The sequence below is a fragment of the Methanobacterium spitsbergense genome (assembly GCF_019931065.1).
Lineage (GTDB): Archaea > Methanobacteriota > Methanobacteria > Methanobacteriales > Methanobacteriaceae > Methanobacterium_B > Methanobacterium_B spitsbergense.
In genome coordinates, this window is the sequence record NZ_JAIOUQ010000007.1 from 299214 (window position 1) to 311685 (window position 12472).

The window sequence follows — 12472 nt, forward strand, 5'->3', positions numbered from 1 at the left end:
CCTATCCCAATGAAGAACAAAAGAATAAATGGAAATTTAATTATCTTTATTGGAGAATGAATCAATGAAAATACTTGTTTTTGAATTTGCCACATTAAACAAACTAGAAGATTCATCCATTACAGCTGAAGGCAGTGCAATGCTTCAAGCGCTTCTAGAAGATCTTGATGAATTTAAAACATATAACCTGATTCCAAATGGATCTGAAACCATTAAATCCTTCAAATCCAATTCAATTTCTATTACTGGAGATTTAAAGGACTGGATTCGTAGTAATATTAATCAATTCGATGCATGTATACCAATAGCACCCGAAGAAAATAATTTACTTTACGATCTCACACGAATCATTGAAGAACAGGATGTTGAAGTTATTGGTTCCAATTCAAATGCTGTTAAGAAAACAACGAATAAATGTGATACATACAATGCATTGAAGAATAAAGTTTCCATCATAAAAACTGAAAAGGTCTACTTCGAGGACAGCATTAAAAAATTCAAAGAACAAATAGATAAATTCAATACAGGTTTACATAAACAATCTCAAGTATTAAAACCCGCTGATGGTGTTTCATGTTCTGGTGTAAATGTTATAAATTCCTTCAATGAATTTATAGCAGCAAAAGATCAAATAAAGATGCACACTCAACTTCCCTATTTTATTTTGCAGGATTATATCTCTGGAGTTAATGTAAGCGTCAGTTTGTTAAGTAATGGTGAAACTGCTATTCCGTTGAGCTTAAATCTTCAGGATGTAAGTTTGAAATCTGGTGAAATTAAATACCATGGTGGAAAGGTACCTTTTGAACATAGGCTATCAGATGTTGCCATGGAAACTGCAAAAAATGCAGTTGAATCGATTGATGGTCTTATAGGTTATGTTGGAGTTGACATGATAATTGATGATGAAAAGAATAATGTATATGTTGTTGAGATTAACTCTAGAGTTACAACTCCATATGTTGCACTTAGAAAGTTACTAAACTTCAACTTAGGTGAGGCCATAATAAATTCTGTTCATGGAGAACTTCCAACTGAAATTGAGTTAAATGGACAAGTACACTTTTATAAGGAGGGTAAAACCCTCAGGGTTAGTGTTTTAAAATGAAAATTGCAGGATTTGATATTGGAGGGGCAAACACCGATATTGCCATAGTTGATTTTGATGAATCTGGTAACATTATCTCCATAGAAACAGATTTTATGTATTTACCAATGTGGATGAAGAAGGACGAGCTAAAAGAAGCTTTGGATGATCTCATAGGGGACAATGAGATTAATGCAGTTGGAGTATCCATGACAGCTGAACTAGTTGATGCATACAAAACAAAAAAAGAAGGAGTTCTGGATATTGCACAGAAATCAGTTGATACATTCAATGTTCCAGTTGGTTTTGTAGGACTCAACGGAATAATAGAAATGTCAAATGTTATTAAAGATCCAATGAAAGTTGCAGCAGCCAACTGGATTGCAACAACAACTCTTGCAGCTAAAATTGATCCAAACTGTATATTAATAGATACTGGAAGTACCACAACAGATATAATCCCAATTAAACACGGTCAAGAACATGCAACGGGAAGATCAGATCTGGAAAGACTGAAAACTGGGGAACTGGTTTATAGCGGAACTTTACGAACAAATGTAGCTGCTCTGGTTGAAAAAGTCCCCCTTGATGGAACAATGATAAGGGTGGCATCTGAACTATTTGCAATAACTGCAGATGTCCAAATGGTACTTGGAAATATTACTGAACATGAATATTCATGCAGCACTATGGATGGAGCCGGAAAATCCATTAAAGAGTCTATGCGAAGAATTTCAAGAGTTGTGTGTGGTGATTTAGATATCCTGAAATTCGATGAAATAATGGCTATTGCTGAATATATATACTCTGTACAGATTAATAGGATTTCTGAAGCATTATTGGAAGTATCAAAACAAAATAACCTTTCAAATGTTGTAACAACAGGTCTTGGAATGGATATTATCGGGGCGAAGGCATGTGAAAAAGCAGGGCTCAAACACACTGGAATGGATAAAATACTAAAAAAGGATGATTGTGTAGTTGCCCCAGCAGTGGGAACCGCAATATTAATGGAACAGTATATAAACAAAGCATAATCCAATTACAATTCAAATTTAAACATAAAACGATTAAAATGAATCTTAAAAAAAGATATTTTCTGATGATAATGCTCTTATTGATTGTTGGAGTTATTATATTTGTTAATCTAAGTGCACATTCATCAATTGGTTCGGATAGTACAGGTTATGTAACTAAAGATGTTTACTCGCATTATGGTCAATCTAATACTAAAATTGCAGTGATAACAGGTGTGCATCCGCGAGAGACATTATCGTCCACTGTAGTTCCATATGTTATTAAATTCTATGCATTAACTCATAATGTGGAGATAACCAACTACCTAGTGACTGTACAGGACAATCCAACAAATTTTGATATAGGACGTGCAAATGGCCAGGCTCTAGTTGCAAAGTACATTACACCGGACATTAAGAAATCCAATGAAAGTTTAGTAATCATATGTCATGACCATGAAAAGGGATATGGTGATGGATTTTACATTGCAACTCCTAGTATGGATTCTAAATCTGTGACACTTGGAACTGCAGTTCACTCATTGCTCACAAATTTCAACTACTACCAAAGATCAACAGATGAAAAGGCTCAAAGTTCATCAATAAATCAGGTTGATATACCGATAGCATCTACAGGAGCGGGTGTTTTTGTATATGAAATTCCTGAATGGTATGGTTATTGGGACGCATTCTGGAATACATATTCTCTTATAGACACATCTGTAAAGGTAATTCAGAGCAAATAATATTTACAATTAATTTACTTTTATTATTTGAATCAAAAAAAGAAAAGAAAATAAAGTTAATAAAAATATATTACCCGACAATTCTTTTTAGACAATAAATATTATAATAATATTCCATTTATTCAATTGAAAATTGAAATTATGTGGTTATTTGAGAACAATGTTATAATTTTATTATAATTAAAAATCATTATAAGAATTTAATAATTTTTATTTAATATTTTTATCAGTACCATACATTTTTCAAGCCCAAAAGATAGGCAATTATGTTAGCTCCAAGGTGTAAAAATACACTGATCACCAATATAATAACAATCATTTCAAATGGTATAGGTATTATTAAGGATGCAAATACTAATGCACCTACAACAAAGTCGAGTTGGTCTAAAATTGGGGCCGGTTTCCCTCTTTGAAGTTTTAAACGTCGTTTAATAAAACTTCCACAAGCATCGCCTATTAATGCTCCTCCGCCAAGACAAAGTCCTAATAAAATTCCTTGTATTACATTTCCAGTTATTATCCCTTGAATAAGTCCTACAGTGGTTCCAATTAATGTCCCAATTAATGTTCCTCTCCATGTTACTCCATCACCAAGTATTCTTCGACCGTCACGAAATTCATGATTAAAATCCAGCGGTTTTCCACCGCCAAATGCTAAAGCTGTAACGTTGGCAAGGTACGCTGGTAACATAAAGTATATAGCATATGCTGATAAATTTATTACACTGACTACACTTGAGTCCATAGTTTACCTCCAATTTAAAACAAGATAATAATTATGTTAGCTACTAAATAACGTTATGGGTGAGATAATGGTTATAAAAAATACCAAGAGTCTGTGTCCGGAATGTCTTACAGTATTAGATGCTGAAGTATATGAGGACAAAGACAAAATAATGATAAAGAAAACGTGTGAAAAGCACGGTGAATTTAATAATACATACTGGAGCAGTTCAGATATATATAAAAAAGTAAAAAAATATGAAAAAGTAGGCCTTGGAGTTGAAAATCCTCAGACAATTGCTGATTCTGAATGTCCCCAAAACTGCGGGTTATGTGAAGAACACGAGAGTCACACAGTTCTAGGATTGATTGATGTTACCAATAGATGTAACATGAAGTGCCCAGTTTGTTTTGCCAATGCAGCTGTTTCAAAAACATTATATGAGCCGTCTTATGAAGAAATAAGAACGATGCTTCAAAATTTAAGGAATAACAAACCAGTTCCAACTCCTGCAATTCAATTTGCTGGTGGTGAACCTACAGTTCGTAAAGATCTTGTCGATCTTGTGAAGCTGGCCAAAGAAGAAGGATTTTCACATACACAAATAGCAACAAATGGTTTGAGACTTGCTAGACTCCCTTCACTTGCTAAAGAGCTTAAGGAAGCCGGGTTAAATACAGTTTATCTTCAGTTTGATGGAATAACTGAAGAACCATATATTAAAATAAGGAACAGAAATTTACTTTCAATAAAATTACAAGCAATAGAAAACTGTCGTAAAGTTGGTCTTGGAATAGTTTTGGTTCCAACATTATTAAAGGGAGTTAACCATGATCAGATTGGGGATATACTTCGTTTTGCTGCTGATAATATTGATATTATTCGAGGAGTCAACTTTCAGCCAGTTTCCTTTGCAGGAAGAACTCCAACAGATGAAGTTGAATCTCAACGAGTAACAATTCCTGATTTTGAGAGTATGGTTGAAGAACAAACCGATGCTCAGATAAAAGTTGAAGACTTTTATCCTGCAAGCTGTGTTACACCGGTTTCAGAGTTTATTGAGGCTATAGATGGGAAGGATGCCCAGGTTACATTTACTTGCCATCCACATTGTGGTACTGCTACCTATGTTTTTGTTGATGATAGTGGAATGATTCCAATTACTCAGTTTATTGATGTTGATAGGTTTTTTAATCTTTTAAGTAACAGTACTGAAAATATGGAAGAAGGGGGATTGGTTGCAAAGGCTAAGATTGTTGCTAGGGCTACTGTTGAGCTTCCAAAAACAGTTGACATGTCAAAATCACCAGATTCCATTGATCTAAGAAGTATACTCACAGCAGTTTTCAGAGATAGATCATACAAATCTCTTGGAGATTTCCATCATAAAACTCTCCTTGTATCGTGCATGCACTTCATGGATCCATTTAATTTCGACCAAGATAGGGTTAGAAGATGTGTTATTCATTATGCTGTACCTGATGGTAGGATAATTCCTTTCTGTTCAATGAATGCAATATACAGAAAAGATATCGAGAAGAAATTTTCTAAACCTTTTAAACCAGTATCTAAATAATTTAAATACAAAATTTTTGGTTGTTTAATTGATAATTGAAACTCCATCCAGGCTTCACTTAACCCTAATAGATCTTAACGGTATCTATGGTAGGATTGACGGTGGAGTAGGAATCACTATAGAAAAGCCATGCCTCAATCTTGAAGCTGAACCAACAGATGATGGAATTGAAGTTTTATTTTCTAAATCCAGTAATAAAACCTCAGATATAATTGAGGATTATACACTAAAAATTCAACAATCTACACTTAAGATTATGAATGCACTTGAAATTGAAGGAGGATACAAATTTACAATAGATGAAGCATATCCTCCCCATTCAGGTTTGGGTTCAGGTACTCAATTATCCCTTGCTGCTGCTAAACTTGTTTCCATGATGAATAATAAGAATATAAAAGCTTCCGATCTGGCTAAAATTGTAGGAAGAGGTGGCACATCGGGGATAGGTGTGGAATCATTTGAAAATGGTGGTTTCATAGTAGATGGCGGTCATGAAAGTGTTGAAAAATCTAGTTTCCTTCCATCATCTGCTTCTAATGCTTCGCCACCACCAATAATAGCAAGGTACGATTTTCCAAGGGATTGGAAAATCATTCTTGTGATACCCGATGTTGAGAGAGGAGTTTCAGGTGCAAAGGAAATAGATGCATTTAAAAACCATTGTCCAATACAATTGCATGAAGTTGAAAAATTAACCCATCTTCTTTTAATGAAACTTATGCCTTCAGTTTTAGAATCTGACTTGGATTCATTTGGAAAATCTATAAATATTATACAGGATATAGGCTTTAAGAAAATCGAAAATAAACTCCAAAATCCATGTATTGGTCAAATAATGAAGAATTTACGAGATGCCGGTGCTGCAGGAGCAGGTATGAGTAGTTTTGGTCCAACTGTTTATGCAGTTACAGATACAAATGAACAAGATATAGTAAGTGCGGCAAATGATGCAATTGAAAATGTTGGTGGAGAAATTATCAAAACTCGTGCAAGGAATAAGGGTGCAAAATTAATTGAATAAATTTTATGAAGGGATATGTCATGGAAAAGATAGAAGGAAAGGTTTGGAAATTTAGGGATAGTATTGATACAGATGTTATAATTGCTGGCAGATATCTTAGAACATTCAGTCTTGATGATCTTGCATCGCATGTAATGGAAGCAGAAGATCCTAAATTTGCAGAAAAGGTTCAAAAAGGAGATATAATTGTTGCTGGTTGGAATTTCGGATGTGGATCCTCAAGGGAACAAGCTCCTGTTGCCCTTAAACATGTAGGTGTATCAGCAATAATTGCAAAATCTTTTGCAAGAATATTTTATAGAAATGCAATAAATATAGGGCTTCCTGTAATAACAGCCGATGTTGAAGCAGAAAGTGAAGATATCATGTGTATAGACCTTGAAAATGGAGTAATATTGAATAAGACCTCTGGTAATGAATTTAAAATAAAACCTTTTGATCAATTTATGCTGGATATCTTGAACAACGGAGGACTTGTAAAACATTACCTTAAAGCTAACGAAGAATAATTTATTAATATTCATATTTAGAATTGGTTTATTTACAAATATTTTCTGAGTTTGGAAATAATATAATCAAAAAAAAATTAGACTATTTTTTATGGAAATTTTTATTTTTTTGTAAAGTTTTTAGTTTAATGAAATTAATATGGGAGTTATTACATATTATATTCCTATATAAAATTTAATTAATAATAATATATTTTAAATTTATTCAAATTTTGAGGAAGTAGAAAATGAAGTGTACTGTTTGCGGATCTGAATCCTGCGAAATATTAAAATCCAAGGGTAAAACCTCCAAAGAGCTTTTATTGAAATGTAACAAATGTGGAAACATTTTTAGAGAAACTGTAGAAGTAGAAAAACCCGTTGATGTGCGTGTTGTTGTAAGTGAATATGAATCATCCCATAAAACATTGGTGAAGCTGTATCCCGATGAATTTTTGGAGTTTGAAGGAGTTCTAGATCTTGATGGTCGTCCTGCTCAGATAACTTCCATTGAAAATAAGAGAGGTGGTAGGGTAATGGTGAGTCCTGTTTCAGAGATTGACACTATATGGGCCACATATATAGATACTCCCGCTCGTGTTGGAATTTCTGTTGATTATGGTGGAAGAATACTATCTAGAAAGGTTCAAGTTGATAGGGAATTTGAATTCACAATTGGGGATGTTGTTAAATTAGGAGATGTAATTTTTAAAATAAGAGCTATGAAAACTCAAGATAGAAAGATGAGAAAGGGTTTTGCTAAGGCATTTGTGATTAAAAGAGTATATGGTCGGCCTGGAGATGATTTAAAGCGTTACCAATATGATTTAACTTCTAAAATATTTAAGTTGGATGGTGTTGAAACAGATGAGGAAAGATAGAGAACAGTTAGTTTCCAACCTTTCAGATAGGGGATATATAAATTCTGAAATAGTCAAAGATGCTATGATAAAGGTTCCGCGTGAAGAATTCATGACTCCTGAAACAAAGAGTTATGCATATCTTGATAGGCCAATACCTTTGAAAAATGGTCAAACAATATCTGCACCTCATATGGTTGCTATTATATGCGAAAAACTTGGCCTAAAAAAAGGTATGAAGGTTTTAGAGATAGGAACCGGTTTTGGGTATAATGCTGCTGTGGTGGCAGAGATAATTGGCCCCGAAGGGCATGTTTATACTATTGAACGAATTGAAAATTTAAAAAATACTGCCGAACAGAATTTGAATCGTACAGGTTATTCTAAAAATGTTACTCTAATATTGGGTGATGGTACCAATGGATACAATGAACAGGCACCTTACGATCGAATATACGCTACTGCGAGTGCACCAAAGATACCAGAGCCTTTAAAAAAACAGTTAAAAATTGGGGGACGATTGATGACTCCAATTGGTCAGGATACATCAGTTCAAGAGTTACTTTGTTTAACAAGGATCAATGAGAATGATTACAAGTCCCATAATCTTGGTGGTGTTGTTTTTGTTCCAATGATATGGGAACATGGTTGGCCAGAGTAAATTAAACCTAAATTATTGCTTGGTAGTATTCCTATTTTTAAATAAAAGTTTAGGTAATTTATTTCATTATTCAATTAAAAATCAAACCAAATAAAATTTCTAATTTAAATTTAACTCAAAATATTTAGATAATTCATTGATAGATTAAATAACATATGTTAAATTGACCTATAGTTAAAAGGAAGAAGAAAATGAAGATATACATTGATACATTTGGATGTACATTTAATCAAGCAGATTCTCAAATAATGGCGGGATTATTGAATGAGAATAATGGAAGTTTAACAAGTTCTATTGAAGATGCTGATGTAATCATTATAAACACATGTTATGTAAAGCATCCCACTGAACAGAAGGTTATAACCAAGATTCAAAGGTTAAAGAATAGGTTTCCAGATAAAAAATTGATAATTTCAGGGTGTATGGTTGAAATAGATCCAGAAAAACTTGAAAAAGCCGCTCCAGAAGCTAGCTGGATAGGGCCTCATAAAATCCAAAATGCACCAGAAATAGTTAAATCAGTTATGGATGGAAATATTGTTAGAGCTACAGGTTATTCTAATAAATCAAAGGTTTGTCTTCCAAAAATACGTTCAAACCCTTTAATACATATTATCCAAATATGCGAGGGCTGTGATGGTGCGTGTAGTTACTGTTGCACAAGATTTGCAAGAGGAAGTCTTCAGAGTTACTCCATTGAAATGATTAAAAGAGAAGCTGAACAGGCAGTATCTGAAGGATGTAAAGAAATACAACTAACTGCGCAGGACTCAGCGGCGTTCGGTAGAGACAGTGGAGAATCACTTTCTAATTTGATGAACCATATTGCAGATATTGAAGGCGATTTTAAGATTAGAGTGGGTATGATGCATCCAAAAAGTATGATGGGTGATGTTGGAGGGATAATTGATGCATTCAAACGAGATAAATTCTATAAGTTTCTCCATATTCCTATTCAAAGTGGAAATAATAAAATACTTAGTGATATGAATCGTTGCCACAGTGTAGAAGAATTCAAAGATATAGTAACTAAGTTTAAAGAAGAAATAACAGATATTTCAATTTCAACTGATATCATAGTGGGATATCCAACAGAAGATGATGATGCATTTTTAGATACTATGGAATTAATTCAAGAAATAAAACCTGATTTTCTACATATTTCTAAATATATGCACAGGCCAGGTACACCCTCTTCTGATCTTGAAGAAATAGGATATAATACCATGAAGAAACGTTCCAAGGCACTTAAATACTTGAAAGAAAAAATTGCAATTGAAAATAATATGGAATTGATTGGAACAACTCAGAAGGTTTTAGTAACAAATAAAGGTAGTAAAGGTGGATATGTTGCACGTACAAATTCATATAAAACAGTTATTATTGAAAATGCTATTATTGGAACATTTTTAGATGTTGTTATAACTGATGCAAAGCCCACGTATTTAATTGGATCAAAATTAGATTAAATGCAATATTTTAACTGAGAATAACGCAATAAAAAAATAAAATTTCTACTTTGTTTTATTCATGTGTATTTCATTCTAATTTTATTGAAGTATTTTCAAAAAAATATTAGTAGATTATCTATTTTTTTTGTTTTAGTTTGTTCCGATTCTTATTGCATTTAAAATAACAGCCAGGGTTAGTCCCATGTCTCCAAATGCTACTGCCATCCACAATGATACGAATCCGAGTACAGCAAAAATAGCGAATGACCCCTTAACAATAATTGATAAAGAAACGTTTTGTTTGACAATGGACATTGTCCTTCTACTTAAGTCTATTAGATAATTAATTTTTGAGATGTCATCGTGCATTAAAGCAATATCTGCAGTTTCTATGGCTACATCAGAACCTGCTGTCCCCATTGCAATACCTACATTTGATATGGCTAGTGCGGGTGCATCATTTACACCATCACCAACCATTGCAACGTGTTTATCTTTATCAATTAGTTTGTTGATAATTTCAACTTTATCTTTGGGTAATAATCCGGAATAATAATCATTTATACCTATTTCAGAAGATACTGCTCTAGCTGTTCCTTTATTATCTCCAGTAAGCATTATGGTTCTTATATTCTTTTCTTTAAGTATTGTAATGGTTTTTTTAGAAAGAGGCCTAATTTTGTCCATTAATCCTATTAACCCAATAATATGTTGATCATCACCTATCATAACAATTGTTTTGCCTTCGTTTTCAATTTTATTTATTATTTTATCAGGAAATTCTGGATTATTTTTAAATAAACCTTTTTTTCCAATATAAAATATTTTATTATCGATATTGCCTTTAATGCCCATCCCTGTAACAGATTCAAAGTCGTAAACTTTCTTAAATTTCAAATCAATTTCTTTTTCACTGTAACTTATTATAGCTTCTGCCAGTGGATGTTTAGATTTGGCTTCCAATGAACTTGCAATTTGAAGTAATTCATTTTTTGAGTAGTTATTTAATTCTATTATGTCTGTTAACTCTAACTTACCTTCTGTAAGTGTTCCTGTTTTGTCGAACACCATAGTTTTGATATTCTGCATTTCTTCAATATATTCTCCTCCTTTTATCAACACCCCGTTTTTTGTACCTGCAGTTATCCCAGAAACCATTGAAACTGGGGTTGATATTGCCAATGCACATGGGCAGGATACTACAAGTAATACTAAGGCTCTGTAAAACCAGGTGTCAAAATTTAATCTAAAAATAAATGGAGGTATGGTTGCAACCAATACTGCAAGTCCCAATACTCCTGGTGTATAATAATTGGAAAATTTGTCTATAAATGCTTCTGTTTTTGATTTTTTTTGTTGTGAAGCTTTAACCAGTTCTATAATTTTTGATATTACTGTTTCATCAGAGGTTTTTGTTACTTTTACTTCTAAATATCCCTCTTCATTTATTGTACCTGCAAAAACATTATTTCCTTCTTTTTTAATTACAGGTAAACTTTCACCTGTTATTGCTGATTGATTAACTGTGGAAATACCATTAATAACAATACCATCTAAGGGAATTTTATCTCCAGGTTTAACAACTACCACTTCGTTTATTTCTACTGCATGGGCATGTAATTTGAAATTTTTTTCCCCTCTTTTGACAATGGCTGTTTGTGGAGCTAGTTTTATAAGAGATCCAATGGATTTTCTAGCTCTTTCTCCAGCGTAGTCTTCTAGGTATTCTGCTATATAGAATAAGAATATTACAGATGCTCCTTCGGCTCCTTCCCCAATTAAAAATGCCCCTATGGCAGCTATTGTAATTAACAAACTAATACTGAATTTCCCTTTAATAAGTGCTTTAATTCCATTGGAAATTATTTCATATCCTGAAATTATTGCAACTGTTAAAAATAGGATTAATGCAAAAGTTTTTTGATCAGTAAAGAAGTTTAAATATAGACCTAATATCAAGATTATAGCGGATATTCCAATGATATACATGGCTTTAAATTTGTTTTCTGGTTCTTTTTCTTCGAATATGTTAGCTGAACAATATTTACATGATTCAACTGATTCTACATTGCTTTTGTCCATATCACTCTGTGGCATGTTCTACTCCCATTTCTATTATTCTTATAACATGTTCGTCTGCTAGTGAATAATAAGCCATTTTACCTTCTTTTCTAAATTTAACTAGATTTTTACCCCTTAAAATTCGTAACTGATGGGATATAGTTGATTGGTTTGCACCAAGAACAGCAGATATATCACAGACACAAAGTTCTTTTTGATACAATGCATGTAGTATTCTGATTCTTGTTAGATCACCAAATATCTTAAAGTTCTCTGATACATTTAATAGAATAGAATCATCCAGCATATTTGATTTGACTTCTTTAACTACTTCATTGTTACTAGATTGAATTTCACAGAGATCATTATTTTTCATATGGTTAAATGTACATATGACCATATATAAACTTTATGATGATATGTATAAACTTGTTTCAAAAAAAATTGTAAATTAACCAAGAATTTTAATCTATATTTACTCACTAAACCAATAGAATATTAAGAAAAAAGAGATTAATGTATAAAATAGAAAGATATAATCCCAATTAAAAAAAAAGGAGGTTAGATTTTTAGATAATTAATTAATCTAAGGTATAATATCTACATTTATTGTGAATGATTTGTTTGTACTTTTTTTTAGATAATCCTAACTTTTAATATAATTGCAGACAACATATACTAAAAATTACAGAAATTTTATTTATCCAAATAATAAATCTTAATGAAATAATTCATCAATGTCTAAAAAATTGGTATTATTACGCTTAAATTTATGAATTTA

At 32.4% G+C, this 12472-nt stretch carries 12 protein-coding genes; 9 read left to right on the forward strand and 3 right to left on the reverse strand.

Annotated elements, in window-relative coordinates:
• The first annotated feature begins 64 nt into the window (after positions 1-64).
• From K8N75_RS07140 to K8N75_RS07150, 3 genes are all read left to right on the forward strand, one after another.
• The gene (locus K8N75_RS07140) at positions 65-1108 is read left to right on the forward strand and encodes an ATP-grasp domain-containing protein (RefSeq protein WP_223791388.1); all 1044 of its coding nucleotides are present in this window, start codon (positions 65-67) and stop codon (positions 1106-1108) included.
• Positions 1105-2124 carry a hydantoinase/oxoprolinase family protein gene (locus tag K8N75_RS07145; RefSeq protein WP_223791389.1) on the forward strand — a complete coding sequence of 340 codons (1020 nt, stop codon included), beginning with the start codon at positions 1105-1107 and terminating at the stop codon, positions 2122-2124. Before K8N75_RS07140 ends, K8N75_RS07145 begins: the two co-directional genes overlap by 4 nt.
• Positions 2125-2189: 65 nt before the next feature.
• Entirely contained in the window at positions 2190-2849 is a 660-nt protein-coding gene (locus tag K8N75_RS07150; RefSeq protein ID WP_223791390.1) for a hypothetical protein, read from the forward strand.
• Positions 2850-3075: 226 nt separating this feature from the next.
• Here K8N75_RS07150 and K8N75_RS07155 read toward each other — a convergent pair whose 3' ends face one another.
• Complete coding sequence (locus K8N75_RS07155; RefSeq protein WP_048190120.1) at positions 3076-3594, reverse strand: CDP-2,3-bis-(O-geranylgeranyl)-sn-glycerol synthase; 519 nt, start codon at positions 3592-3594, stop codon at positions 3076-3078.
• A 67-nt stretch (positions 3595-3661) separates the two neighbouring features.
• Between K8N75_RS07155 and tes the strand changes: the two genes are divergently transcribed.
• The 6 genes from tes to K8N75_RS07185 all read left to right on the forward strand — a co-directional run bounded on the left by tes (position 3662) and on the right by K8N75_RS07185 (position 9648).
• Positions 3662-5149, forward strand: coding sequence for a tetraether lipid synthase Tes (gene tes / locus K8N75_RS07160; RefSeq protein WP_223791391.1), 1488 nt, complete (start codon positions 3662-3664; stop codon positions 5147-5149).
• Between the two features lie 28 nt (positions 5150-5177).
• Positions 5178-6170 (forward strand): beta-ribofuranosylaminobenzene 5'-phosphate synthase, encoded by a 993-nt coding sequence (locus tag K8N75_RS07165; RefSeq protein WP_223791392.1) that lies wholly within the window; start codon positions 5178-5180, stop codon positions 6168-6170.
• Between the two features lie 20 nt (positions 6171-6190).
• On the forward strand, positions 6191-6679 hold the full coding sequence (hacB, locus tag K8N75_RS07170; protein WP_223791393.1) for a homoaconitase small subunit: 489 nt from the start codon (positions 6191-6193) through the stop codon (positions 6677-6679).
• Positions 6680-6906: 227 nt separating this feature from the next.
• Entirely contained in the window at positions 6907-7539 is a 633-nt protein-coding gene (locus K8N75_RS07175; protein WP_223791394.1) for an HVO_0476 family zinc finger protein, read from the forward strand.
• A complete protein-coding gene (locus tag K8N75_RS07180) occupies positions 7526-8179 on the forward strand; it encodes a protein-L-isoaspartate(D-aspartate) O-methyltransferase (RefSeq protein ID WP_223791395.1) in 654 nt (217 codons plus the stop codon). Before K8N75_RS07175 ends, K8N75_RS07180 begins: the two co-directional genes overlap by 14 nt.
• A gap of 191 nt (positions 8180-8370) precedes the next feature.
• Positions 8371-9648 (forward strand): tRNA (N(6)-L-threonylcarbamoyladenosine(37)-C(2))-methylthiotransferase, encoded by a 1278-nt coding sequence (locus K8N75_RS07185; protein WP_223791396.1) that lies wholly within the window; start codon positions 8371-8373, stop codon positions 9646-9648.
• 132 nt (positions 9649-9780) lie between these two features.
• Here K8N75_RS07185 and K8N75_RS07190 read toward each other — a convergent pair whose 3' ends face one another.
• The gene (locus tag K8N75_RS07190; protein WP_223791397.1) at positions 9781-11727 is read right to left on the reverse strand and encodes a heavy metal translocating P-type ATPase; all 1947 of its coding nucleotides are present in this window, start codon (positions 11725-11727) and stop codon (positions 9781-9783) included.
• Complete coding sequence (locus K8N75_RS07195; protein WP_223791398.1) at positions 11714-12091, reverse strand: ArsR/SmtB family transcription factor; 378 nt, start codon at positions 12089-12091, stop codon at positions 11714-11716. The genes K8N75_RS07190 and K8N75_RS07195 overlap by 14 nt, the downstream gene beginning before the upstream one ends.
• Positions 12092-12472: the final 381 nt, after the last annotated feature.

Coding starts and splice junctions, on each gene's coding strand:
- K8N75_RS07140 (WP_223791388.1), top strand. CDS start 65: ATGAAAATACTTGTTTTTGAATTTGCCACATTAAACAAACTAGAAGAT.
- K8N75_RS07145 (WP_223791389.1), top strand. CDS start 1,105: ATGAAAATTGCAGGATTTGATATTGGAGGGGCAAACACCGATATTGCC.
- K8N75_RS07150 (WP_223791390.1), top strand. CDS start 2,190: ATGATAATGCTCTTATTGATTGTTGGAGTTATTATATTTGTTAATCTA.
- K8N75_RS07155 (WP_048190120.1), bottom strand. CDS start 3,594: ATGGACTCAAGTGTAGTCAGTGTAATAAATTTATCAGCATATGCTATA.
- tes (WP_223791391.1), top strand. CDS start 3,662: ATGGTTATAAAAAATACCAAGAGTCTGTGTCCGGAATGTCTTACAGTA.
- hacB (WP_223791393.1), top strand. CDS start 6,191: ATGGAAAAGATAGAAGGAAAGGTTTGGAAATTTAGGGATAGTATTGAT.
- K8N75_RS07175 (WP_223791394.1), top strand. CDS start 6,907: ATGAAGTGTACTGTTTGCGGATCTGAATCCTGCGAAATATTAAAATCC.
- K8N75_RS07180 (WP_223791395.1), top strand. CDS start 7,526: ATGAGGAAAGATAGAGAACAGTTAGTTTCCAACCTTTCAGATAGGGGA.
- K8N75_RS07185 (WP_223791396.1), top strand. CDS start 8,371: ATGAAGATATACATTGATACATTTGGATGTACATTTAATCAAGCAGAT.
- K8N75_RS07190 (WP_223791397.1), bottom strand. CDS start 11,727: ATGCCACAGAGTGATATGGACAAAAGCAATGTAGAATCAGTTGAATCA.
- K8N75_RS07195 (WP_223791398.1), bottom strand. CDS start 12,091: ATGGTCATATGTACATTTAACCATATGAAAAATAATGATCTCTGTGAA.